Raw genomic sequence first — 23,931 nt, 5'->3', positions numbered from 1 at the left:
AAAGCGCTGGAATACCGAAGAGAATCCGGTTCGGTTCCGGCTTACAGATAGGCGATCATGCGGCCAGCGGTCAGCACGCAGAGCCAGAGCGCCAGCGAGGCGATGGCCGCCCCTTTCGCAGCCTGGGGCGGCGCATCCGGTGGCCAGACGGCAACAGTGCGCCAGGCGCCCCGGTGCAGCAGCAGTGCGTTCAGCCCGGCCAGCAGGATTAGCCCCATCTTCGCGAGGAAGGCAGGATTCTGGCCGACATGCACGGCCTCTGTCGTCAGCAGCATTAGGCCGCTGGGCAGCGCCAGCACAAAGCCGGCGATGGACAAAGGCAGGGTCAGCGCGGCCAGCCTGTCCACGGGCAGGAGCATCTTTCCCCAGCCCAGGATGCGTAAATCCAGCGCGATAATGGTGCCGATCAGCAGGGCGAAGCCCAGGATATGGACGATCTCCACTGCCGGGAACAGCCACAGGCTCTCCCGCATGGCGCGGCCGATGGCGCCATCCTGCAGCCAGTGCAGGATGGCAGGGCCTGCGGCGGCGGGCGGCATCAGCGCAGTTCGACCGTCTTGCCCCCGGCCATGATGCGCTCGGCGCGCAGTTCCTGCGGGTCCTGGCGGTTCACATATCCCTCGACGGTGACTTCCTTGCCGGGGGTGATCATCTCAGGCGACAGGCCGCGGCTGTCCATGCGGTGCGGCGGCGCCAGGATCACCAGCCAGCTCTTGCCCTCGGCCGTCATGGTCAGGGTGCCATGCGGGTTGCCGTAGTTGGATTCGGCGACGGCGCCGGTCAGCGTGACGAGCTTGGAGGAATCGTAGCTGCTCCAGCCATGATGCGCATTGGCGTGCTGGTGCAGGGCAAAGGCGGCGAGGGCCGCCAGCGCCAGCATCAGCATGAGCCGGCGGGCCAGGGGACGCAGGGCGATGGGCTCCGGTTTCATGTCTCTCCCTCCTGTCTGTTTTACTGATCTTAAAAGTCTAAGTGCGACGAATTTTGGGCAGGACAAGGGGTGTTGGAAACTGTCGTGGAACCGTCATCGAAATCCGCTGGACGGCGGCGGCGCTTCGGCGATGATGGGCAGCCGCAAAAGGGGAAAACCATGACTGCACGCAGGCCGCTCCACATCTTGCTGATCACCGCTGACCAGTGGCGCGGCGACACGCTGGGTGCGGCGGGGCATCCGCTGGTGCGTACGCCCAATATCGATGCGCTGGCGGCGGAGGGCACCTTCTTCCGCCGGCATTACGCCAATGCCTCGCCCTGCGGCCCGTCGCGCGCCAGCCTGCTGGCCGGACTCTACCCGCACAATCACCGCTCGATCCGCAACGGTACGCCGCTGGATGCGCGCTTCACGAACGTAGCGCTGGAGGCGCGCAAGGCCGGCTATGATCCGGTGCTGTTCGGCTATACCGACAGTTCCGCCGATCCGCGCGAGCTGCCGCCCGGCGATCCCAGGCTGGAGACCTATGAGGGCGTGCTGCCCGGCTTCACCGTCGGCGTGCGGCTGCCGGAGGATGCGAAGCCCTGGCTCGCCAGCCTGAAGGCGAAGGGCTACGTCGTGCCGGGGCCGGGCCACGAGATCTACCGGCCCGACCCGGCGGCGGTCACGCCCGACAAGGGCCCGACCTATGCGCCCGCACGCTTCAGGGCGGAGGACAGCGAGACGCACTGGCTGACCGACCGCGTCATCGAGCATCTGTCGATGCAGGGAGAGCAGTCCTTCTTCGTGCATCTCTCCTACCTGCGCCCGCACCCGCCCTTCATCGCGCCGGAACCCTATAATGCGATGTACGACCCGGATGATGTGCCGGCGCCGCTGCGTGGCGACATTGAGGCAGAGAAGGCGCAGCATCCGCTGCTGAAGGCGATGCTGGAGGCGATCCCGCAATCCGCTTTCTTCCAGCATGGTGAGGGACTGGCCGCCGATATGAGCGAGCGCGACATGCGCCAGCTCCGCGCCACCTATTACGCGCTGCTGAGCGAGGTGGACGACAATCTGGGCCGGCTGTTCGGCTTCCTGAAGCGCGAAGGCCTGTGGGAGGACACGCTGGTCATCCTCACCAGCGACCATGGCGAGATGCTGGGCGACCATTTCCTGCTCGGCAAGCAGGGTTGGTTCGATGCCGCCTTCCATATCCCGCTGATCGTTCGCTCGCCGGGTGCCGATGGTGGCCGGCAGGTGACGGACTTCACCGAATCGGTCGATGTGATGCCGACCATTCTGGACGCGCTGGGCCTCGACGTGCCGGACCAGTGCGACGGGCGGCCCCTGACCGGCTTTCTGGAAGGACGACCGGCCCCGGCTGACTGGCGCGACGCTGCCTGCTTCCTGTTCGATTTCCGCGATGCAAGACTGCCGCTGCTGCAAAAGCCGCTGGGGCTGAAGGCCGATCACTGCACGCTGATGGCGATGCGCGGGGAACGCTGGAAATACGTGCATTTCACCGCGCTGCCGCCGCTGCTGTTCGACATGGACCGCGACCCGCAGGAGACGCGGAACCTGGCAACCGATCCGGCCCATGCCGGCGTGATGCTGGAGTGCGCCCAGCGCCTGCTGTCCTGGCGCATGGAGCATGAATATGGCGCGCTCGCCAACCTCATGCTCGGCCCCGGCGGGGTGGTGCGGGGGCGGTAGCGCAAAAGCAAAGGGCGGCCCGGTTAGGGGCCGCCCTTGCCAATCGGTTGCTGTCCGAAGGTTACGAGGCCAGCTTCAGGTCCCGCAGCACCGGCAGCCGGTCGGCCAGCGCATAGGCGCCGTTGCCCAGCAGGACCGCCACCACCGATGTCGCGATCAGGAAGGCCGGATATTCCCAGCCGCCGCCGGGGGCGGAGAACAGCCAGCCCTTGTCAGCATGCACCAGGAACAGCGCGCCCAGTAGCGCCGGGATCAGCGCCGCCGCGACCAGCCGCGTGCCGATGCCAGCGATCAGCAGCAGCCCGCCGCCAACCTCCGCCAGGATTGTCAAATAGGCGAAGACGCCCGGCAGGCCGAGCGATTCGAAGAACCCCACCGTGCCGGCCGGGGTGAAGACCAGAACCTTCAGCAGGCCATGGGCCAAGTACATCACGCCCAGCGACAGCCGGGTCACCAGCGCCGCATAGGCAACGTTCTGGGCGCTGGGTTGGGTATTGATCGTTGCGGTGTTCATCTCTCATCCCTCCGAAACTGAATGGCCTGGCCGGAACGTCCGGCCGCCGTTGGGGATGAAAATACGCTTTCCATTTGTGTGCACAATCCGGCTTTGTCGAAACATATTGTCGCCGAAATGGAGACATTTGGATGTATGCACCTCCATCGTCATGGTCGGACTTGATCCGACCATCCAGCGAACGGCGCCGCCTGTCTGGACCCTCGGGTCAAGCCCGAGGGTGACGAAGGAGATAGAAGGGCAGGCAGCCTCCGCTTCACCGCTCCCATCAAACTCCAGTTGCACCTATTCTGGTGCAACCTTATCTTGCGTGAGGTGCAACCAGCCGCCCGGAGCAGGCCATGAGCAGCAGCAAGAGCGCGTCCACCACCATCGGCGTGAAGATCGACGAACGCCTGCGCGCCCGGCTGAAGGCGGCGGCGGAGCAGGTTGGCCGTTCGCCGCACTGGCTGGTGAAACAGTCGATGCTGTCCACCATCGAGCATATCGAGCGCGGCGGCACGCTGGCGGCGATCCTGGGCGAGGACGCGGCAGAGGCGGAGCTTGCCGAGACGGCGGAGGAAGCGGCGCTGACGCCCTTCCTGGAATTCGCCCAGTCGGTGCAGCCGCAAAGCGTGCTGCGCGCCAAGATCACCGCCGCCTACCGTCGGCCGGAGCCGGAATGCCTGCCGCTGCTGCTGACCCAGGCCAGCCTGCCGAAGAACGTCACCGAACCGGCGAAGGATCTTGCCCGCACGCTGGTCGAGGCGCTGCGCGAGAAGATGCATGGCGGCGGCGTCGAGGCGCTGATCCACGAATATTCGCTGTCCAGCCAGGAAGGCGTGGCGCTGATGTGCCTGGCCGAAGCCCTGCTGCGCATCCCGGACCGGGCGACCCGTGACGCGCTGATCCGCGACAAGATCGGCGTCGGCGACTGGGAGGCGCATATCGGCCACAGCCCGTCGCTGTTCGTGAACGCTGCCACCTGGGGCTTGCTGGTGACCGGCCGGCTGACCAGCACCAGCAGTGAGGCCGGCCTGTCCTCCGCGCTGACGCGGCTGATCGGCAAGGGCGGCGAGCCGCTGATCCGCAAGGGCGTCGATATCGCCATGCGCATGATGGGCGAGCAGTTCGTGACCGGCCAGACCATCGCCGAGGCGCTGGCCAACAGCCGCAAATATGAATCGCGCGGCTTCCGCTATTCCTACGACATGCTGGGCGAGGCGGCGGTCACGGCGGCGGATGCCGACCGCTATTACCGCGACTACGAACAGGCGATCCACGCCATCGGCAAGGCGGCGGGCAAGCGCGGCATCTATGAGGGGCCGGGCATCTCGGTGAAGCTGTCGGCGCTGCATCCGCGCTATTCGCGCAGCCAGTACGAGCGCATGACCGGCGAGCTGCTGCCGCGCCTGAAGACGCTGGTGCTGCTGGCGAAGCAGTATGATATCGGCCTGAACATCGATGCGGAGGAGGCCGACCGGCTGGAAATCTCCCTCGACCTGCTGGAATCGCTCTGCTTCGATCCGGACCTTGCCGGCTGGAACGGCATCGGCTTCGTCATCCAAGCCTATCAGAAGCGCGCGCCCTTCGTGATCGACTATGTGATCGACCTGGCGCGGCGCAGCGGCCACCGGCTGATGATCCGGCTGGTGAAGGGCGCCTACTGGGATGGCGAGATCAAGCGCGCCCAGCAGGACGGGCTGGAGGGTTTTCCGGTCTATACCCGCAAGCTCTATACCGACGTGTCCTATATCGCCTGCGCGCGCAAGCTGCTGGCCGCACCCGATGCGGTGTTCCCGCAATTCGCCACGCACAACGCGCACACGCTGGCGACCATCTACCATCTGGCAGGGGCCAATTACTACGCCGGCCAGTACGAGTTCCAGTGCCTGCACGGCATGGGCGAGCCGCTCTATGACGAGGTGGTCGGCCACAACAAGCTGAACCGGCCCTGCCGCATCTATGCGCCGGTCGGCACGCACGAGACGCTGCTGGCCTATCTGGTGCGCCGCCTGCTGGAGAATGGAGCCAACACCTCCTTCGTGAACCGCATTGCCGACCGCTCCATCCCGGTGGACGACCTCATCGCCGATCCGGTGGACCAGGCCGCCGCAATCACGCCGGTCGGCGCGCCGCATCCGAAGATTTCCCTGCCGCGCGACCTGTTCCGGCCGGCGCGGGCCAATTCCGCCGGCCTCGACCTCACCAACGAGCAGCGCCTGGCCTCGCTGTCCGGTGCGCTGCTGACCGGGGTGGAGATGCCCTACCGGGCGGAGCCGCTGCTGGCGGACGGCCCGGCGGGAGGCACTGAGCGCGCGATCCGCAACCCCGCCGATCATCGCGATCTTGTCGGCAGCTGCTTCGACGCCACCGATGAGACCGTCACGGCGGCGATGGGCCATGCGGCCAGCTACGCGCCGATCTGGCAGTCGACCCCGCCGGAGGAGCGTGCGGCCTGCCTCGACCGTGCCGCCGACCTGATGGAGGCGCGCCTGCAGGCGTTGCTCGGCCTCATCGTGCGCGAGGCCGGCAAGTCGCTGACCAACGCCATCGGCGAGGTGCGCGAGGCGGTGGATTTTCTGCGATACTACGCCGTGCAGGTGCGCGACGGCTTCGCCAATGACACGCACCGCCCACTGGGGCCGGTGGTCTGCATCAGCCCGTGGAACTTCCCGCTGGCGATCTTCACCGGGCAGGTGGCGGCGGCCCTTGCCGCCGGCAATGCGGTGCTGGCCAAGCCCGCCGAGGAAACGCCGCTGATCGCCGCCGAGGCGGTGAGGCTGCTGCATGAGGCCGGTGTACCGGCGGGCGCGCTGCAGCTGCTGCCGGGCGATGGAAAGGTCGGCGCCGCGCTGGTGGCGGATGCGCGCACGGCAGGCGTCATGTTCACCGGCTCGACCGAGGTGGCGCGGCTGATCCGTTCTACCCTGGCCAAGCGGCTGAATGCCGACGGCAAGCCGATCCCGCTGATCGCCGAGACCGGTGGCCAGAACGCGCTGATCGTGGACAGCTCCGCCCTGCCGGAACAGGTGGTGCTGGACGTGCTGATGTCGGCCTTCGATTCCGCCGGCCAGCGTTGCTCCGCCCTGCGCGTGCTGTGCCTGCAGGAGGAGATCGCCGACCGTGTGCTGGAGATGCTGCGCGGCGCGCTGGCGGAGCTGACGGTGGGCAATCCGGACCGGCTTGCGACCGATATCGGCCCGGTCATCACCGAGGAGGCGCGGCAGACCATCCAGCGCCATATCGAGGCGATGCGCTCCAGCGGCCACAAGGTGGAGCAGGCGGAACTGCCGGCGGCGGCGAAGTACGGCACTTTCATCGCGCCCGCGCTGATCGAGATCGGCGATATCGGCGAGCTGGAGCGCGAGGTGTTCGGGCCGGTGCTGCATGTCGTGCGCTACCGGCGGTCGAAGCTGAAGGCGCTGATCGAGGCGATCAACGGCACCGGCTATGGCCTGACCTTCGGCGTGCACAGCCGCATCGACGAGACCATCGCGAAGCTGACCGCCCAGGCGGAGGCCGGCAACATCTATGTGAACCGCAACCTGATTGGTGCTGTGGTCGGCGTGCAGCCCTTCGGCGGGCGCGGCCTGTCCGGCACCGGGCCGAAGGCGGGCGGGCCGCTCTACCTGCACCGGCTGCTGTCGCGCCGCCCGGCGGACAAGCAGGCAGGCCTCGCCCCTTCGGAAAAGGCGCTGGCCCCGGCTGTTGCCTATCGCGACTGGCTGGCGGCGCAGGGCAAGGCGGAATCCGCCGAGGCCGTGACACGCTATCTGGAACGCAGCCTGCTGGGCGCCTCGGTCGAGCTGCCGGGGCCGGTGGGCGAGCGCAATCTCTACTCACTGACGCCGCGCGGGACCATTGCCTGCCGGCCGCAGAGCGAGGATGGCTTGCTGCGGCAGGTCGGCGCCGCGCTGGCGACCGGCAACCGGGCGCTGGTGCCCTCCGACTGGATGGCGCTGTTCGCGGGCGCGCCGGAAACGGTGACGGCGCTGATCCAGCCGGTCGGGGATGCGGCGAAGGCCGATTGCGCGGCGCTGCTGTTCGAGGGCGACAGCGACGCGCTGCTGGCGGTCAACAGGGCGCTGGCGGAACGGGACGGCGCCATCCTGCCGGTGCATGGCGCGACGCGCGCGGATCTGGCCGAGGGCCGCGACGACTACCCGCTGTTCATGCTGCTGGAGGAACGCGCGGTCAGCATCAACACGGCCGCGGCCGGCGGCAATGCCAGCCTGATGACGATTGGGTAGGGATGAAATATTGATAGTTAAATTCGCATTGCTTTGGATATCATACACTTAATAATTGTGCGTGCTATCGGGGGGCAATGCGGGGATGGCAATACCGGATTTTCAGACGCTGATGTTGCCGGTGCTAAAAGCGTCGGCCAATGGCGAGGTTCATATTTCGGAGGTAGTGAATCGACTGGCTATCGAGTTTGGTTTGACCGATGCGGAGCGGGTTGAATTATTGCCTTCTCGTCGTCAGGCTACCTTCGATAACCGCGTTCATTGGGCAAAAAGTTATCTTGGCAAGGCCGGTCTTGTGGAAATGACTGGGCGCGGACGTTTTCAAATCTCTGAACGCGGGCGCAAGGTGCTATCTAAGCCACCAAAGATCATAAACATCAAATTCTTAGAGCAATTTCCCGAATTCGCTCTTTTTAGAAAGCCAAGCGAGACTGGCACGCCTGCGCCTGCTGCAAAGGTCAAGGCGGTAGAGAAAACTGGATCGACGCCTGACGAGTTGATCCGCGAAGCCCATGCCGGTCTTGAAGCAGAGCTGTCGCAGGAAATCCTACAACGGATTCAGGCTGCTCCGCCGGCTTTTTTTGAGCGAATTGTGGTGCAGCTTCTCGTCGCAATGGGCTATGGCGGTTCGACCGGTCAAGCTGGTGAAGCGCTAGTCATTGGGCGCAGTGGCGATGGCGGTATCGACGGTGTGATCGATCAGGACGCGTTGGGACTTGATCGAGTCTATGTTCAGGCCAAGCGTTATGCCGATGGCAATATCGTTGGCGCGGGGGCGATCCGTGATTTCTTCGGCGCGCTGGACGGATTCAAGGCGGCCAAGGGGTTGTTCGTCACCACCTCCAGCTTCAGCGCCTCGGCAAAGCAGACGGCGGAGAGTTTGAGCAAGCGGATCGTCCTCATAGATGGGGTACAGCTTGCTCGGCTGATGATCCGCTACGATGTTGGCTGTCGTATCGAAGAAACGCTCTATATCAAGAAAATAGACGAGGATTTTTTCGAATAGCCTCCACCGTCCTCCCTGGTGCCCGCTGCCGGACTCGAACCGGCACTTCCCGGAGGAAAACAGATTTTAAGTCTGCTGCGTCTACCGATTCCGCCAAGCGGGCAGGGGAGTGACCGCGCCCTTGATAGCGCGCCGGAGGGCGGCAAGACAATCGCCGATGGTGGCAAGGGTTAGCGATTATTTTCGTCATGGTCGGACCACCCTTGGACTTGATCCGAGGGGCCGACCATCCAATGACCGAGCAAACTGCGCGGACCGCTGGACCCTCGGGTCAAGCCCGAGGGTGACGAATGAGAAAAGTAACTCTGCTTCGCTGCCACATTTTCTGTCGTCATTCCCGGGCTTGTCCCGGGAATCCAGGGTTCAGCTTACTCGGGTGGATAACCAGTTGGCGGAGGCCTGGACCCCCGCAATAAATGCGGGGGTGACGGCTGGAGGGGATGGCGGGAGTAACGGGCAGAGATAAACGGCATATGGCATACCGGGAGGCTGCGGCCTTGGCGACGCGCCGCCCCTCCCTAAGCCTTACCTACTTCCCCGCTTCTTCCTTCACCGGCTCGCCCTCGACCGGTTCGCCGCCGAGGCTGCGGATGAGCGCGCGGACCTCGTCCGCCGCCGCGTCCAGCGCCGCCTCGTCGGTGCCGCGCAGCACCAGCGACACGCCGAAGCCGCCGCCGGCGAAATAGGGGTAGCTGCCGATATCGATGCCGGGGTGGCGCGCCTGGATGGCGCCCAGCCCCTGGGCCAGCGTGCCCTCGCCGATGCGGCAGGAGACGGTGCGCGAGGCGATCTTCGCGCCGGTCGCCAGCTCGCCGCGCACACTGTCGAACATTGCCTGCATGATGCGCGGGATGCCGGCGAAGACATAGACATTGCCGATGTGGAAGCCGGGCGCCTTGGAGACCGGGTTCTCGACCAGCGCAGCACCTTCCGGCACCTCGGCCATCTTCTTGCGGGCGTCGTTGAACTCCGCCCCGGTCGCGGCGTAATGCGCGGCCAGCACGGCCATCGCCTCGTGGTGGCGGATGAGATTCACGCCGAAGGCCTTGGCGATGCAGGCCGAGGTGATGTCGTCATGCGTCGGCCCGATGCCGCCGGTGGTGAAGACATAGGTGTAGCGCGCCCGCAGCTCGTTCACTGCCTCGATGATCCGCGCCTCGATGTCGGGCACCACGCGCGCCTCCATCATGCGGATGCCCATCTCCGAGAGCTGCGTGCCGAGATGCGAGAGGTTGGCGTCCTTGGTACGGCCGGACAGCACCTCATTGCCGATGATGAGGAGAGCGGCAGTAGGGGCGGGGTTTGATTCCATGGGATGAAACCTTAACTTTCTTGTTCTATGAATCCGGCCCGGAAGAGAATGCGAGGGCGCCGGGAGAAGATAGGCCGCGCCCGGCGCGCAGGAAAGGGATAGAAGCAGAATGACCCCCGCCAAGGCCGCGCCGGCCAGTTCGCAGCGTCCGATGCGCATCGTCAGCCCCCGGCTGCAGCGGCTCTATGCGATGTGGCTGCGGGCCGCCGACGGCTACCGCATGCCAGATCCCGGCCGCATCGGGCCGCTCGATCTGGCCGACGAGTTGCTGAACATCCTGCATGTCGAGGTGGTGTGGCCGGAGAACGGCCCGGAGAACGGCCCGGACGCGCCGCCGCGTTACCGTTACCGCACCATCGGCATGGCGCTGCAACGCTTCTATGGCGGCAATCCCGAAGGCAAATATGTGGACGAGATGCCGAACCCGCTGTTCCGCCGCATCGCCGGCGCGGCCTATCGCGATGTGGTGGAGAGCCGCGCGCCGACCTGCCAGACCCAGCGTTTCTACAAGGATCTCTGGTTCGCCTCCTATGAGCGCCTGCTGCTGCCGCTGTCGGCGGACAGCGACAGGGTGACCTCGATCATCGGCTGCATCGTGCCGAAGGTCGGTGTTGTGAAGGATGGGAAAGAGAGCGAACTGGAGCCGGAGGCCGGCGGCAAGGCCAGTGCCACCGGGATGCGCTGGTAGGGGTGGGGGTAGGGAGCGGAAGTAGGGCTGATCTGCCGAAAATGCGGGTGACGCGGGCACCCGCCATCCCCATCTCGCTGGACAAACAGGCCCGCTTGGCGGTATAGGCCCCGCTTTTACGCCGGATAAGCGTGATTCCGGCCCGTTTCCATGCGATAAGGATCAGGTCATGGAAGACCACCGACGCGAAGAGCGCAGCATCAAGATCCACGACGCCGCCGGCTTCGAGGGCATGCGGCGCGCCGGCCGGCTGGCGGCCGAGACGCTGGATTTCATCACCCCCCATGTTCAGCCCGGCGTGACCACGGGCGCGCTGGATAAGCTGTGCCACGACTATATTGTGGAGCATGGTGCAATCCCGGCGCCGCTGGGCTATCGCGGCTTTCCGAAATCGATCTGCACCTCGGTCAACCATGTCGTCTGCCATGGCATCCCCGGCGACAAGAAGCTCGCCGAGGGCGATATCCTGAACATCGACGTGACGGTTATCCTGGATGGCTGGCATGGCGACACCAGCCGCATGTTCGGGGTCGGCAAGATCGGTGTGAAGGCGCAGAAGCTGATCGACATCACCTACGAGGCGATGATGCTGGGCATCCAGGCGGTGAGGCCGGGCGCCACGCTGGGTGATATCGGCCACGCCATCCAGACCCATGCCGAGGCCAGCCGCTTCTCCGTGGTGCGCGACTTCTGCGGCCACGGGCTGGGCAAGGTGTTCCACGACGCGCCGTCGATCCTGCATTACGGCAAGCCGGGCAAGGGCATCGCCCTGCGTCCCGGCATGTTCTTCACGGTGGAGCCGATGATCAATGCCGGCCGCTATGACGTGAAGGTGCTGGCCGATGACTGGACGGCGGTGACCAAGGATCGCTCGCTATCCGCCCAGTTCGAGCATTCCATCGCCGTGACCGAGGACGGGTTCGAGATTTTCACAGCCTCGCCCAAGGGCTGGGACCGCCCACCCTACGTGTGATCCGGGCCAGCCCTTTCGGGGGCTGGTCAAACGCGCCTGCGCTTCGCTAAGGTCTGCCCAACGGAACAGGGTAGGCCAATGACAAACGACAATACCGATATCTGCTATCTCCCGGCGACCGAGCTGCTGAAGCACTATCGCCGCAAGAGCCTGTCGCCGGTCGAGGTGACGAAGGCCATTCTGGCGCGCATCGAGGCGGTCGATAAGCATGTGAACGCCTTCTGCCTGGTCGATGCCGAGGCGGCGCTGGCCGCCGCCCGCGCCTCGGAAGCGCGCTGGATGCAGCGCGAGCCGCGCGGCATGGTCGATGGCGTCCCGGCGACGGTGAAGGATCTGATCCTCAGCGAGGGCTGGCCCACCCTGCGCGGCAGCAAGACCGTGGCACGCAACCAGAACTGGCCGGAAGACGCGCCCGCCGTGGCGCGGCTGCGCGAGGAAGGGGCGGTGCTGCTGGGCAAGACCACCACGCCGGAATATGGCTGGAAGGGTGTGACCGACAGCCCGCTGACCGGCATCACGCGAAACCCGTGGGATACCTCGAAGACGCCGGGTGGCTCGTCGGGTGGCGCGGCGGCTGCGGCTGCGCTTGGCATGGGCTGCCTGCATATCGGCACCGATGGCGGCGGCTCGATCCGCATGCCGGCGGGCTTTACCGGCATCTTCGGGCTGAAGGCGCATTTCGGCCGGGTGCCGGCCTTCCCGGCTAGCCCGATGGGCACGCTCTCGCATGTCGGGCCGATGACCCGCACCGTGGGCGACACCGCGCTGATGATGAATGCGATTGCCATGCCGGACGCGCGCGACTGGTTCTCCCTGCCCTATGACGGGCGCGACTACCGCATCGGGCTGGAGGATGGCGTCGAGGGGCTGCGCATCGCCTACAGCCCGGCGCTGGGCTATGCCAAGGTCGATCCGGAGATCGCGGAGGCGGTGAAGCGCGCGGTGCAGGTCTTCGTCGATATGGGGGCGGAGGTGGACGAGGTCGATCCCGGCTTCGAGGACCCGGCCTGGGTGTTCCGTACCCACTGGTATTTCGGCGCCGCCAACCTCTATCGCAAGCTGACGCCGGAGCAGCGCAAGCTGATGGACCCTGGCTTCGTCGAGGTGGCGGAGGAGGGGCTGACCTACACCTCGGAGCAGATCGCGAAGGCCGCCGAGGCGCGCTCCGCCCTTGGCCTCACCATGAACCTGTTCCATGAGAGCTATGATTTGCTGCTGACGCCGACCCTGCCGCTGCCCGCCTTCGAGGCCGGCATCGAATTCCCGGCGGGCAAGGGCTTCACCCGCTGGCCGGACTGGTCGCCCTTCAGCCATCCCTTCAACCTGACGCAGCAGCCCGCCGCCAGCGCGCCCTGCGGCTTCACCAAGGCGGGGCTGCCGATCGGGCTGCAGATTGTCGGCCCGGCCCATGCCGATTCGCTGGTGCTGCAGGCCGCCCGCGCCTATGAGGCGGCCCACCCCTTCGTGATGCCGAAGGCCGCGAATGTGACGCACTGAGGGGGGACACCCCCCTTGCCAAGCCGGGCGCCAGACCGTTCAATGGCGGGAACGCCAATCAGGGATGGTGCGGCATGGCCAGACACAACATGGCGGAGCTGGGGCCGGGAAACGGCGGCTGCGCGGAAAGCGTGGAGCGGCCGCATTATCACGGCCATCGCAAGCGCCTGCGCGAGCGCTTCCTGTCGGCCGGGGCGGACTGCCTGCCGGACTATGAGCTGCTGGAGCTGGTGCTGTTCCTGGCCCAGCCGCGCGGCGACATGAAGCCGCTGGCCAAGCGGCTGATCGACCGGTTCGGCAATTTCGCGGAGGTCATCAGCGCCGACCCGCACGCGCTGGCCGAGATCGACGGGGTAGGGGAGAGTGCGCTGGCCGCGCTGAAGATCGTGCAGGCCGGGTCGCACCGGCTGCTGCGCCAGCGCATCCTGAATCGGCCGGTCATCGCCTCCTGGCGCGATCTGTTGGATTACTGCCGGGCCTCCATGGGCTTCGAGAAGCGGGAGCAGTTCCGCGTGCTGTTCCTCGACCGGAAGAACATGATCATCGCCGACGAGCTGATGCAGCAGGGCACGGTGGACCAGACGCCGGTCTATCCGCGCGAGGTGATCCGCCGTGCGCTGGAGCTGCACGCCTCCGCGCTCATCATGGTGCACAACCATCCGTCCGGCGACCCGACGCCCAGCCGCGCCGACATTGAGATGACGAAGGAGGTTCAGTCGGCGGGCAAGGCGCTCGGCATCGCGCTGCACGACCATGTCGTCATCGGCCGCGACGACCATGCCAGCTTCAAGAGTTTGGGGTTGTTGTGAGGGGGGTATTTTCCCCCTCACCCAGCTCCGCCTAATTCGCTTCGCTCACAAGGCTGCGCAACCCTCTCCCTCCAGGGGAGAGGGAGAAAGAAAGGGAATCCTTAAACAGAATCCCTCGCCCCGGAAGGGGAGAGGCCTAAGGGCGATAAGCGGAGGCTTGGCGAACGATAGTGAGACTAGCCGAAGCTGGGTGAGGGGCGATTGAACCAGTCCGCTTAGCTCCCGATCACGGCAACCTGGCCGGTGTTGAGATCGTAGAGCCCACCTGCGACGTTCAACGTGCCGGCCTCGACATAGCGCGACAGCAGCGGCCCGGCCGTCTTGATCGCCTCCACGGTGCGGCGGATATTCTCGGTGGTGGCGTGCCGGATCAGCGCCGCCCGGTTGCCGGGAGCGCCCTTCGCCTGCGCCTGTTTCACCGCCGGCACGATCTGTTTCGCCAGCGCCGGCAGGCTGCCGGGCAGGGCGGCATTCGTCGTGGCCACGTCCACGGCGGCGGAAATCGCGCCGCAGCTCGTATGGCCCAGCACCAGGATCAGCGGCGTGCCGAGGAACTCCACCGCATATTCCATGCTGGCCAGCGAATCGACGGTCAGGTAATTGCCTGCGACGCGCAGCACGAACAGGTCGCCGGGCCGCTGGTCGAAGGCGAATTCCGGGCTGACGCGGGAATCGGCGCAGCCCAGAATGATGGCGAAGGGGCTCTGCCCGGTGGCGAGAAGCTGCCGGCGCGGCAGGAAATCCACCGGCCCCGGCCGGTTGGCGACATAGCGCGCATTGCCGGCCAGCAGCGCGTTCAGCGCCTGGGTCGGTGACATTGCGTGTTTCGGACGCGCGCCTGCTGCCGCCAGCGCCCGGCGCGGCAGCCCCGCCATCAGTCCGAGGCCGCTCATGCCTGCCAGCCCGATGCTGCCCAGCAGCGCCGCCCGGCGCGACAGCCTGAAACCTTCGTCCATTGGCCGGTCCTCCCCATTGACCATCAGCAAGAGTGTAATTCTCCTTGGCGGAGCCGGATACCGGAAAGAAAGCTGGACAACATTCCCGTTTCAAATGCTGGCGGTTGGTTTCCGCTGGCCGTCATTCCCGGGCTTGTCCCCATGGGCGTCCGGGGGAATCCAGGGTTCAGCCTGCTCGGCTGACATCCGGTGAGCTGGACCCTGGACCCCCGCAACAGGTGCGGGGGTGACGGGAGGAGAGTGGTTCTAAGGGAAAGTGCGCTCTTCAAACAGAATCACGACTAAAACCTAGTATCCCCGCCTTGCCCCTGCCTTCGCTCCGGCGCTAAACTCGTTCAAATTCCTTACCGAACCCTACCGATGGATATCACGAAATGAGCAGGCAGGCGGCGATCGCGGACGCGGTGGCGCAACTCGACAATGGCACGTTCCTGAAGGACCTCGCCCGGCGCGTGGCAATCCCGACGGAAAGCCAGAACCCGGAGCGCAAGGAGGCGCTGCTGGCCTACCTGACCGACGAGATGCAGCCGACGCTGGAAGCCATCGGTTTCACCTGCCGCATCGTCCCCAACCCGGTCTCGCATGGCGGGCCGTTCCTGATCGCCGAGCGCATCGAGGGCGCGCACCTGCCGACCGTGCTGAGCTATGGCCATGGCGACGTGATCCGCGGGCTGGAGGACCAGTGGCGCGACGGCATCGGCCCGTGGGAGATGAAGCAGGAGGGCGAGCGCCTCTATGGCCGCGGCACGGCGGATAATAAGGGCCAGCACTCCATCAACATCCAGGCGCTGAAATCGGTGATCGGCGCGCGCGGGAACCTCGGCTTCAACTGCAAGCTGCTGATCGAGACCGGGGAGGAAACCGGCTCCCCCGGCCTGCGCCTGCTCTGCGAGCAGGAGAAGGAGGCGCTCTCCGCCGACCTGCTGCTGGCCTCCGACGGGCCGCGCCTGCAGCCGGGCCGCCCGACCATCTTCCTGGGCGCGCGCGGCAATTTCAATTTCGACATGTGGCTGGATTTGCGCGAGGGCGCGCATCATTCCGGCAACTGGGGCGGGCTGCTGGCCGACCCCGGCGTGATCCTGGCGCATGCCATCGCCTCGATCTGCTCGCCGACCGGCAAGATCCTGGTCGATGGCTTCCTGCCGACACCGATCCCCAATTCGGTGCGTGCTGCGCTGGCCGACTGCACCGTCGATGGGGGCGAGGATGGCCCGACCGTCGATGAATGGTGGGGCGAGCCCGGCATGACCCCGGCGGAACGCGTCTATGGCTGGAACAGCTTCGATGTGCTGGCCTTCAAGACCGGCAATCCGGAGCGCCCGGTGAACGCCATCCCGCCCTCGGCCAAGGCGCACTGCCAGATCCGCTTCGTGGTCGGCAGCGACCCGGAGAATTTCCTGCCGTCCCTGCGCAAGCATCTGGACGCGCGCGGCTTCCAGGCGGTTCAGCTGGCGCCCAGCCGCGATGCCTATTTCAAGGCGACGCGCCTGGACCCGGACGATCCCTGGGTGAAGTGGGCGGTCGGTTCCATCGAGGCGACGTTGGGGGCTAAGCCCGCCATCCTGCCCAATCTCGGCGGCTCGCTGCCCAATGACATTTTTACCGACGTGCTGAAATTGCCTACCGTATGGGTCCCGCATTCCTATGCGTCCTGCTCCCAGCATGCGCCGAACGAGCATGCGCTGCTGCCGATCATCCGCGAGGGGCTGCAGATGATGGCCGGACTTTTCTGGGATCTGGGCGAAAAGTCGGTGCCGGCGCGCAAGGCCGCCTGACGGTTCAGCATTTCTGGCCCGTATCTTGCTTTGCCTCCGCGTGAGATTCTACTGGACTCACGCGGAGGCTATGCTAATGTTCACCTCGTGGAATTGGGCGGCAAAAGGCTTGCCCTCCGCCCAACGGCAATATGAAGTGACAGAAGCGTCATGGTAGCCAACGTCGCCTTTATGAGCGGTGTCTCCGCAGCACTCTCCTTCCAGATGCTGCAGAAGAACACCTCGCAGCAGATCGCGCAGTTCGGACAGACTGCGCAGGTCATGCGCGAGGTCGAGTATTTCAAGAAAAAGGCCGGCTCCATCGAAAGCGTCGACGATCTGATGAAGGATCGCCGGCTGATGAATTTTGCCCTGTCCGCCTTTAGCCTGGAAAGTGAAGCGCAGTATCCTGGGCGCCTGAAGAAGGTGCTGGAAAGCGACCTGGACGACAACAGCTCGCTGGCCAACCGGCTGTCCGACAACCGCTACCGCGAAATCGCCGGTGCCTTCGACTTCGCGAACAGCGGCGCGTCGAAGCTGCAGGACGCGGCTTTCCTGGAAGACCTGTCGCAGAAATATATCCTCAACGAGTTCGAGAAGGCGCTGGGCAACAATAACCCGGCCCTGCGAGAGGCGACCTACTTCCTGCGCAATATCGGCAATGTCACCAGCCCCTACGATATTTTGGGCGACAATGTGCTGCGCTCGGTCGTCACCTTCACGCTGAACCTGCCGGCACAGATTGCCGTGCAGTCGGTGGAAACGCAGGCGCGGCTCATCGAAGGGCGGCTCGACCTCGAAAAATTCAAGGGTGTGGAGAGCACGACCGCGACGGGCGGCAGCTCGATCCGCATCAATGATGCGCGCGACGACCAGACGCTGCTCTACAATGGCGTGCAGCTGTCGAAGCAGGCGATCGCCCAGGTGGATGCGATCCAGAGCCAGCTTGAGCTGATCCGCGCCGGTTATGGCGCGCTGGATGCGGTGCAGGACCCGGCCGGTGAATTCCAGGCGGAAATCCCGGTGCAGGAAGCGGCCATCCCGGAGATGGTGCGCCAGAACGGCTTGCTGGCCGCCGCCAATGATTCGCTGGGCCGCATTCAAGGCTATGTCAGCCGCATGAACGCGCTGGTCGGCCTCGCCAGCGACCCCGCGAACGCTGCCAGGCTGGACAGCTACAAGACCGAGTTCGCGGAACTGCGCGACAAGATCAACACCGCCTATAGTGAGGCGACATATTCCTATGATGACGGCGATGCGGATGCCGCCGGGACGCTGGAAAATCTGTTGAACGGCGCGCTGCCCGACCTGTCCGTGCAGTATAAATCGACCGGCGAGACCGTGACCGCGCGTTCGCAGGATCTGACCGGGTTCCTGGCCGATATCGATGCCGCCAATGCCAGCTTCCAGGCCGTGACCGGGTCCGGCGATGCCGGCAATCTGGCGACGGCGGGCGGTATCATCGCCAGCGGCACGACTGAGCTGGCCAATGTCCGCAAGGAAGTTACGGCGGACCGTACGGCACTGACGGACGCGATTGCCTCGATCCCGCAATTTGCCGCGACGCTGAATTCCGCCTCGCTCTATCCGGGCGCGGAAGCGGTGCGTGATGCCGGCTCGCGGCTGAGCGAGATCAATCTGCTGCTGGGTGAACTCCGTGGCCTGGCGGTGGAGTCCACGGCGCTGCCCGCCAGCTCCAACCGCACTGGCCTGCAGGCCCAGTATGACGAGATTGTCGGCAAGATCGGCGACCTGATTAACGACCCGCGCACGGCCGGCCTCGACAATCTGCTGGCCGGCGGCAATCAGAGCTATGAGCTGCTGAACGGTTTCAATATCGAGGCCCGCGGCCGCGATCTGACGACCAGCGTGCTGGCCGAGCTGACAGGCCGCGACATCAGCTCCTTCGCCAACGCCCAGGATGTGCTGACCGCGCTGGACAGCCCGGTGGCGACCGCGACCAGCACGGCCTTCCGCGAGATTTCCATCGACGCCAGCTCCTTCAACCTGGCATCGGAGAAGCTGGACCCGCGCGCCGCGGTGGACAGCGCCTATCGCAGGCTGTCGAACGATTTGCAGACTTATATCAACGCTGCCGCGTTTGAGGGGCGGAACCTGCTGTCCGCTGACCAGGAAAACATTGAGTACCGTGTGGAATCCAGCGGCCGGCTGATGAAGGTCGACGCAGTCAGCGACTTCGCGACCAATTTCGGTGCCATCCTGCGTGGCGGGGCCGATGGCCTGCCAAGCGATGGCGGTGACAGCACCGGCGCCATCGCGGCGCTGGAGGACGCGCTGTTCTCGCTGGGGCGGGTGCGTGAGACGCTGAATTCCGATCTGCGCACGCAGCAGATGGAAAAGAGCATCGTCGATGCGACGTTGGCCCAGTTTGTCGACAGCGAGTCGGCTGAAACAGAAGATCCCTATGCCGGGTCCAGCAAGTTCGCCATGGAATTCATCCAGAAATTCCTGGCGATGAAGGATGCTGAGTCCGCCACTTCGCAGCTGGGTCTGGGCTCCGGCCGGGATGCCTATCTGCTGAACCTAGTCCAGCCGATCAATTTCAACTTCAACGTCTGATTATTGCTGGCGATCCGGCGTGCCGCATGGCTGGCATCCGGCGCCGGTCCACGCTGCCTGCTTGCCATCCGGCACCGGGCCGCTAGTCTTGCCCGCAACGAAAGCGGGGGGATGAAAAGACCATGAAGCCGGAGATCGATTACCGTTTCAGCGAATTGCCCGAGGGCGGCACGACCATGCGCGTGGCCGAGGGCGTGTACTGGCTGCGCATGCCGCTGCCCTTCGCGCTGGACCATATCAATCTGTGGCTGCTGGAGGATGGCGAGGGCTGGACCATCGTCGATACCGGCATTGGTGGCGAGAAGACCCGCACCCTGTGGGAGGGCGTATTCGCCAGCACGCTGGGCGGCCGCCCGGTCACCCGCATCTTGGTCACGCATTTCCACCCGGACCATATCGGCCAGGCCGGCTGGCTGACGCAGCGCTGGAACGCGCCCTTGTGGATCACCCAGGCGGAATGGCTCTATGGCCGCCACCAGCGCGCCGAGGATGATGGCAGCCGCGAGACGGTGGCACGGGCCTTCTACAGCCGCGCCGGCGTCAGTGAGGAGCAGATGCCGGCCCTGCTGGAACGTGTCGGGCGCTACCGCAAGGGGGTGGAGCCGATCCCGGCTGCCTATCGCCGTATATTCGGCGGCGAGACCATCCGCATCGGCAACCGTGGCTGGCAGGTGATCATCGGCGAGGGGCACTGCCCGGAGCATGCGTGCCTTGCCTGCCCGGAAGACAGGCTGCTGATCTCCGGCGACATCGTGTTGCCGCGCATCAGCCCGAACGTCTCGCTCTGGCCGCAGGAGCCGGATGGAGACCCGCTGGCGCGCTATCTCGGCTGCCTCGACAGGTTCAGGGATCTGCCGGTCGACACGCTGGTGCTGCCCTCGCACGACACGCCCTTCACCGGCCTGCATGAGCGAATTGCCCATCTGCGCCAGCATCACCAGCACCGCCTGGACCTGATCCTGGCAGATTGCGCCGAGACGCCGCGCACCGCCATCGAGGTGATGAATGCGATGTTCACCCGCAAGCTGGATATGATGCAGCTTGGTTTCGCCATCGGCGAGGCGCTGGCGCACCTGAACCGTCTGCTGCATGACGGGAAGCTGGCGCGCCAGACCGGACCGGACGGCGTGGACCGTTACCGCACCCTCTGACCGGTCCGTTTCGGCGGTTTCTGCCGGGCATCCGAAACAGACCCGGCAAAAGCTGCCCGACCGGTGGCGATGGGTGCTGAAAGCCTTTTATTTCCCTGACTTTCCCGGCTGGCACGGCGGTTGCTTTATTCCTGGCGAGGCCCATTTGGGCCACCCGCTTTATGCCAGGAGGGACCATGTCGCTGATGACCGCCACCCGTTTCGCCGCGCCGCGCCGAGAGGCAACCACCGAGGCCGATGCCCCGCAGAAGCCGGTGGTTTCGCCCGCCAAGGCCGTGCGCCCGACTGTCCGTCCCGTGGTGGCGCAGCCGAAGCCGGCGCCCCGCCAGAAGGAGCCGCTACGTGCGGAACGGGATGCCGACCGTCATGTGGACACGGGCCGCGCCGAGCCGCAGGCCGCCTGGCTGACCGGTCAGGGCGCCGGTCTGCCGCGCAAGGGCGTGAACCGCCAGCAACTGCTGCGCGAGCTGGACGGCTTCCAGCGCCAGCAATTCGCCAGCGAGGCGCGCAAGATCGTCATGGATGTTTCCGCCCGCGAGATTGAAGGCATCGTCACCATCGCCGCGAAGCTGCGCGGCCGCTATCTCGCCAAGCTGCTGGATGCCGGCACCACCGGCCGTGGCCCGGTGACCGAGGGCGAGATGCGCGAGATCGCGCGCTGCCGCGAGATGTATGAGGAAGCCCGGCGCGGTGTCGATGAGCTGAAGCAGGCCCTGGAGCAGGGCGAGATCGTCCTGCAGGGCATGGAGAGCAGCTGAGCCCCGCTGCCATGTCGTGATTTTCTTTAGTTTCTCCCTGTGCCCCCCAACTGGGCGCCGTCTTCCCAAGGCGGCGCCCTTTTCTTTTGAGGAAAAAATACTAATTTGCCTTTTCCATCAATCATCTTGTGAGTATAGCGGGCTTCAGAGGTTGACAATCCGGACTGCATCTTCAAAAATCACAGTCCATCCGAATCGAGCGCTCTGTCGTTCGGTCGGCATTTTGCTGGCGATGCGTATGAAGATTTTGTTGAATTGCCACTGATACTGGCAGGTTCAATAAATATCGTATTGTCTATTTATCAATGATGTCGGTTGATCGATTTTCCGAGTAAATAGGGTCATTTTTTACTTGGTAGCAGCGGCGCAGCGACCCATGAGAGAGCGGGAGGTACAATCATGAGCGACACGCCCCGGAACGGTAATCACCCCTATATCCCGAAGCTTGCCGAGCAACTCGGCAAGGGCCGAATCGGCCGCCGCGACTTCCTGCGCACCGCGACCCTGCTGGGCGTTTCCGCCGGCACCGCCTATGCGATGGCGGACAAGCTGATGGGCACCAGTTCGGCGGCGCTGGCGCAGAGTGGCACGCCCAAGAAGGGCGGCAATCTGCGCATCTCCATGAATGTGAAGGAGATCACCGACCCCGCGACCTATGACTGGTCGGAGAAGGGCAACATCGCCCGCCATGTCATCGAATCGCTGACGCAGGTCGGGTCCGACAATGTGACCCGCCCCTTCCTCGCCGAGGGCTGGGAGACGTCCGACGATCTGAAGACCTGGACCTTCCGGCTGCGCAAGGGCGTGAAGTGGTCGAACGGCGACGAGTTCGGCGCCGACGACGTGATCTTCAATTTCGAGCGCTGGCTCGACCCGGCCACCGGTTCTTCGAACCTGGGCCGCTTCAGCTCCATGGTGATCGAGGAGGGCGGCAAGAAGAAGATGGCGCCGGGTGCGATCGAGAAGGTCGATGCCCATACGGTGCGCTTCAAGCTGCAGACGCCGGACATCGCGCTGCCGGAATCGATGGGCGACTATCCGGCGCTGATCGCGCATCGCGACTTCGTGAAGCAGGGCGGCAACCTGACCGAGAATCCGGTCGGCACCGGCCCCTTTGCACTGAAGGATTTCCGCGTCGGCGAGACCGCGCGCTTCGAGCGGCGGGGCGACCCGTACTGGGGCGGCGATGTCTATCTGGATGGCGTCACCTATATCGACCATGGCGATGACCATTCCGCCTGGCTGGCCGCGCTGGCCTCCAACCAGGTCGATCTTCTCTATCGCCTGATCACCGAGAATGTGCCGGCGGTGAAGCAGATGTCGCATCTGCAGATCTACGAGACGGTGACCGGCCAGACCGGCGTTGCCCGCATGAAGGTGACGGAAAAGCCGTTCGACGATGTGCGCGTGCGTCAGGCCATCCAGGCCTGTATCGACCATAAGCGCCTGCTGGAGCTGGCCTATCAGGGCTTCGGCGTGCCCGGCGAGGACCATCATGTCAGCCCGGTCCATCCGGAATATGCCGAGCTGCCGCCGATGAAGCAGGATTACGACAAGGCCAAGAAGCTGCTGGCAGAGGCCGGCTATGCGAACGGTCTGGAAATCACCATCGACTGCGTGACCCAGCCGTCGTGGGAGCCGAATACCTGCCTCGCCATCGCGGAGATGGTGAAGCCGGCTGGCATCAACCTGAAGGTCAACATCCTGCCCGGTGGCACCTATTGGGACCGCTGGACCACCACGCCCTTCGGCTTCACCTCCTGGACGCACCGCCCGCTGGGCGTGCAGGTGCTGAACCTGGCCTACCGTTCCGGCGTGGCCTGGAACGAAAGCTCCTATTCCAATCCGGAGTTCGACAAGCTGCTCGATGAGGCGATGGGTGTGCTGGACCCGGAGAAGCGCAAGGAAAAGATGGTGCCGGTCGAAAAGCTGCTGCAGCAGGACGCCGTCATCATCCAGCCGTACTGGCGCTCGATCTTCACCGCCAGCAACAAGAAGGTGAAGGGCTTCAAGATCCAGCCGGCCGAGGAAATGCACGTCAACAAGATCTGGCTCGACGCCTGATCGCATAGACCGGTGCACCCCTCCCATCCGCTACAGGCCGGGTGGGAGGGGCCGCCATTGGAGGTGTCCATAGATGCTGATTTTCCTGGCCAAGCGCCTGGCCTTCATGATCGTCACCATGCTGGTGGTCTCGATCCTGCTGTTCCTCCTGCTGGAAGTGAATGGCGAGGCCGTGGCGGTGAAGGTTCTCGGTCCTTACACCTCCATCGAACAGCGTAATATCTGGCTGGAAAATAACGGCTATTTCCGCCCGCTCTATGTCCGCTACTTCGACTGGCTGTTCAGCATCGCCAGTGGCGATTTCGGGCAGTCCATCCGCTTCAAGGCGCCGGTTGCCGACATTTTGTGGGACCGGCTCGGCAACACCGCGATCCTGGGGGCTGCGACCTACGCCATCATGGTGCCGGTCTCGCTGGCGCTGGGCGTGCTGGCCGGCATGAAGGAGGGCTCTGCCCTGGACCGGGTGATCTCGCTCACCTCCATCGGCACCACCTCGGTGCCGGAATTCGCCAGCGCCGTGCTGCTGGCCTTCATCTTCGTCTTCACGCTGGGCTGGCTGCCCGGCACCAGCGGCATGACCGGCGGCTTCGATCCGGTGCAGCTGATCCTGCCGGTCTCGGTGCTGTTCCTGTACGGCTTCGGCTATCTGGTGCGCATGACCCGCGCCTCGATGGCGGAGGTGATGCAGACGCCCTATATCCGCACCGCCGTGCTGAAGGGGCTGCCCTACCGGCAGGTCATCCTGCGCCATGCGCTGCGCAACGCGCTGATCGCGCCCTTCACGGTCATCATGCTGCAGATCAACTGGCTGCTGTCCGGCGTCATCGTGGTAGAGTTCTTCTTCGCCTACAAAGGCTTCGGCGCGCTGCTGCTGGAAGCCTCGCTGAACCAGGACATCTACATGATCCAGGCCTGCGCCATGGTTGCCGTGTTCGTCGCCGTGGCTACGCAGACCATCGCCGATATCGGCTACACCTATCTCAACCCGCGCATCCGGTTCGCGTGAGGAGG

The 23,931-nt window shown here is 65.1% G+C and carries 18 protein-coding genes and 1 tRNA gene; 13 read left to right on the top strand and 6 right to left on the bottom strand.

Annotated elements, in window-relative coordinates:
- Positions 1-41: 41 nt before the first annotated feature.
- Positions 42-539 carry a hypothetical protein gene (locus P24_RS00680; RefSeq protein ID WP_008942755.1) on the bottom strand — a complete coding sequence of 166 codons (498 nt, stop codon included), beginning with the start codon at positions 537-539 and terminating at the stop codon, positions 42-44.
- Positions 539-931 carry a DUF6152 family protein gene (locus P24_RS00675; RefSeq protein WP_008942754.1) on the bottom strand — a complete coding sequence of 131 codons (393 nt, stop codon included), beginning with the start codon at positions 929-931 and terminating at the stop codon, positions 539-541. The genes P24_RS00680 and P24_RS00675 overlap by 1 nt, the downstream gene beginning before the upstream one ends.
- 159 nt (positions 932-1,090) lie before the next feature.
- On the opposite strand from P24_RS00675, the gene P24_RS00670 reads away from it, so the two are divergent.
- Entirely contained in the window at positions 1,091-2,626 is a 1,536-nt protein-coding gene (locus P24_RS00670) for an alkaline phosphatase family protein (RefSeq protein WP_008942753.1), read from the top strand.
- 61 nt (positions 2,627-2,687) lie between these two features.
- On the opposite strand, the gene P24_RS00665 is transcribed toward P24_RS00670, so the two are convergent.
- A complete protein-coding gene (locus tag P24_RS00665) occupies positions 2,688-3,140 on the bottom strand; it encodes a DoxX family protein (protein WP_008942752.1) in 453 nt (150 codons plus the stop codon).
- A gap of 341 nt (positions 3,141-3,481) precedes the next feature.
- On the opposite strand from P24_RS00665, the gene putA reads away from it, so the two are divergent.
- Together putA and P24_RS00655 are read left to right on the top strand one after the other, a co-directional pair.
- Positions 3,482-7,372, top strand: coding sequence for a trifunctional transcriptional regulator/proline dehydrogenase/L-glutamate gamma-semialdehyde dehydrogenase (putA, locus tag P24_RS00660; protein WP_008942751.1), 3,891 nt, complete (start codon positions 3,482-3,484; stop codon positions 7,370-7,372).
- Positions 7,373-7,457: 85 nt separating this feature from the next.
- Complete coding sequence (locus P24_RS00655) at positions 7,458-8,378, top strand: restriction endonuclease (RefSeq protein ID WP_008942750.1); 921 nt, start codon at positions 7,458-7,460, stop codon at positions 8,376-8,378.
- A 16-nt stretch (positions 8,379-8,394) separates the two neighbouring features.
- Here the strand turns inward: P24_RS00655 and P24_RS00650 are convergent.
- Positions 8,395-8,481: transfer RNA gene (locus P24_RS00650), tRNA-Leu, on the bottom strand.
- Between the two features lie 426 nt (positions 8,482-8,907).
- Positions 8,908-9,690, bottom strand: a complete 783-nt coding sequence (locus P24_RS00645) for a competence/damage-inducible protein A (protein ID WP_008942749.1) — start codon at positions 9,688-9,690, stop codon at positions 8,908-8,910.
- 109 nt (positions 9,691-9,799) lie between these two features.
- Here P24_RS00645 and P24_RS00640 point away from each other — a divergent pair, with 109 nt between their 5' ends.
- The 4 genes from P24_RS00640 to radC all read left to right on the top strand — a co-directional run bounded on the left by P24_RS00640 (position 9,800) and on the right by radC (position 13,657).
- Complete coding sequence (locus P24_RS00640; RefSeq protein ID WP_008942748.1) at positions 9,800-10,378, top strand: PAS domain-containing protein; 579 nt, start codon at positions 9,800-9,802, stop codon at positions 10,376-10,378.
- 169 nt (positions 10,379-10,547) lie between these two features.
- On the top strand, positions 10,548-11,351 hold the full coding sequence (map, locus tag P24_RS00635) for a type I methionyl aminopeptidase (RefSeq protein ID WP_008942747.1): 804 nt from the start codon (positions 10,548-10,550) through the stop codon (positions 11,349-11,351).
- Positions 11,352-11,429: 78 nt separating this feature from the next.
- Entirely contained in the window at positions 11,430-12,848 is a 1,419-nt protein-coding gene (locus P24_RS00630) for an amidase (RefSeq protein ID WP_008942746.1), read from the top strand.
- Between the two features lie 74 nt (positions 12,849-12,922).
- Positions 12,923-13,657: a RadC family protein gene (gene radC, locus P24_RS00625; RefSeq protein WP_008942745.1), complete on the top strand. Its 735-nt coding sequence runs from the start codon at positions 12,923-12,925 to the stop codon at positions 13,655-13,657.
- 215 nt (positions 13,658-13,872) lie between these two features.
- Here radC and P24_RS00620 read toward each other — a convergent pair whose 3' ends face one another.
- Positions 13,873-14,613, bottom strand: coding sequence for a carbonic anhydrase (locus P24_RS00620; protein WP_040706036.1), 741 nt, complete (start codon positions 14,611-14,613; stop codon positions 13,873-13,875).
- 374 nt (positions 14,614-14,987) lie between these two features.
- Here P24_RS00620 and P24_RS00615 point away from each other — a divergent pair, with 374 nt between their 5' ends.
- From P24_RS00615 to P24_RS00590, 6 genes are all read left to right on the top strand, one after another.
- Positions 14,988-16,388 (top strand): M20 family metallopeptidase, encoded by a 1,401-nt coding sequence (locus tag P24_RS00615; RefSeq protein ID WP_008942743.1) that lies wholly within the window; start codon positions 14,988-14,990, stop codon positions 16,386-16,388.
- Between the two features lie 150 nt (positions 16,389-16,538).
- Positions 16,539-18,947 carry a DUF1217 domain-containing protein gene (locus P24_RS00610; RefSeq protein WP_008942742.1) on the top strand — a complete coding sequence of 803 codons (2,409 nt, stop codon included), beginning with the start codon at positions 16,539-16,541 and terminating at the stop codon, positions 18,945-18,947.
- Between the two features lie 122 nt (positions 18,948-19,069).
- Positions 19,070-20,098 carry an MBL fold metallo-hydrolase gene (locus P24_RS00605; protein ID WP_008942741.1) on the top strand — a complete coding sequence of 343 codons (1,029 nt, stop codon included), beginning with the start codon at positions 19,070-19,072 and terminating at the stop codon, positions 20,096-20,098.
- 176 nt (positions 20,099-20,274) lie between these two features.
- Positions 20,275-20,856 (top strand): hypothetical protein, encoded by a 582-nt coding sequence (locus P24_RS00600; RefSeq protein ID WP_008942740.1) that lies wholly within the window; start codon positions 20,275-20,277, stop codon positions 20,854-20,856.
- A 399-nt stretch (positions 20,857-21,255) separates the two neighbouring features.
- Complete coding sequence (locus P24_RS00595; protein ID WP_008942739.1) at positions 21,256-22,920, top strand: ABC transporter substrate-binding protein; 1,665 nt, start codon at positions 21,256-21,258, stop codon at positions 22,918-22,920.
- A 73-nt stretch (positions 22,921-22,993) separates the two neighbouring features.
- On the top strand, positions 22,994-23,926 hold the full coding sequence (locus P24_RS00590; RefSeq protein ID WP_008942738.1) for an ABC transporter permease: 933 nt from the start codon (positions 22,994-22,996) through the stop codon (positions 23,924-23,926).
- Positions 23,927-23,931 lie beyond the last annotated feature (5 nt).

It is taken from the genome of Oceanibaculum indicum P24, assembly GCF_000299935.1.
GTDB lineage: Bacteria > Pseudomonadota > Alphaproteobacteria > Oceanibaculales > Oceanibaculaceae > Oceanibaculum > Oceanibaculum indicum.
This window is presented reverse-complemented; position numbering and strand designations above follow the sequence as displayed.

What these genes read in the sequence shown, in the direction of transcription:
- P24_RS00680 (WP_008942755.1), bottom strand. Translation starts at nt 539, where the DNA reads ATGCCGCCCGCCGCCGCAGGCCCTGCCATCCTGCACTGGCTGCAGGAT.
- P24_RS00675 (WP_008942754.1), bottom strand. Translation starts at nt 931, where the DNA reads ATGAAACCGGAGCCCATCGCCCTGCGTCCCCTGGCCCGCCGGCTCATG.
- P24_RS00670 (WP_008942753.1), top strand. Translation starts at nt 1,091, where the DNA reads ATGACTGCACGCAGGCCGCTCCACATCTTGCTGATCACCGCTGACCAG.
- P24_RS00665 (WP_008942752.1), bottom strand. Translation starts at nt 3,140, where the DNA reads ATGAACACCGCAACGATCAATACCCAACCCAGCGCCCAGAACGTTGCC.
- putA (WP_008942751.1), top strand. Translation starts at nt 3,482, where the DNA reads ATGAGCAGCAGCAAGAGCGCGTCCACCACCATCGGCGTGAAGATCGAC.
- P24_RS00655 (WP_008942750.1), top strand. Translation starts at nt 7,458, where the DNA reads ATGGCAATACCGGATTTTCAGACGCTGATGTTGCCGGTGCTAAAAGCG.
- P24_RS00645 (WP_008942749.1), bottom strand. Translation starts at nt 9,690, where the DNA reads ATGGAATCAAACCCCGCCCCTACTGCCGCTCTCCTCATCATCGGCAAT.
- P24_RS00640 (WP_008942748.1), top strand. Translation starts at nt 9,800, where the DNA reads ATGACCCCCGCCAAGGCCGCGCCGGCCAGTTCGCAGCGTCCGATGCGC.
- map (WP_008942747.1), top strand. Translation starts at nt 10,548, where the DNA reads ATGGAAGACCACCGACGCGAAGAGCGCAGCATCAAGATCCACGACGCC.
- P24_RS00630 (WP_008942746.1), top strand. Translation starts at nt 11,430, where the DNA reads ATGACAAACGACAATACCGATATCTGCTATCTCCCGGCGACCGAGCTG.
- radC (WP_008942745.1), top strand. Translation starts at nt 12,923, where the DNA reads ATGGCCAGACACAACATGGCGGAGCTGGGGCCGGGAAACGGCGGCTGC.
- P24_RS00620 (WP_040706036.1), bottom strand. Translation starts at nt 14,613, where the DNA reads ATGGACGAAGGTTTCAGGCTGTCGCGCCGGGCGGCGCTGCTGGGCAGC.
- P24_RS00615 (WP_008942743.1), top strand. Translation starts at nt 14,988, where the DNA reads ATGAGCAGGCAGGCGGCGATCGCGGACGCGGTGGCGCAACTCGACAAT.
- P24_RS00610 (WP_008942742.1), top strand. Translation starts at nt 16,539, where the DNA reads ATGGTAGCCAACGTCGCCTTTATGAGCGGTGTCTCCGCAGCACTCTCC.
- P24_RS00605 (WP_008942741.1), top strand. Translation starts at nt 19,070, where the DNA reads ATGAAGCCGGAGATCGATTACCGTTTCAGCGAATTGCCCGAGGGCGGC.
- P24_RS00600 (WP_008942740.1), top strand. Translation starts at nt 20,275, where the DNA reads ATGTCGCTGATGACCGCCACCCGTTTCGCCGCGCCGCGCCGAGAGGCA.
- P24_RS00595 (WP_008942739.1), top strand. Translation starts at nt 21,256, where the DNA reads ATGAGCGACACGCCCCGGAACGGTAATCACCCCTATATCCCGAAGCTT.
- P24_RS00590 (WP_008942738.1), top strand. Translation starts at nt 22,994, where the DNA reads ATGCTGATTTTCCTGGCCAAGCGCCTGGCCTTCATGATCGTCACCATG.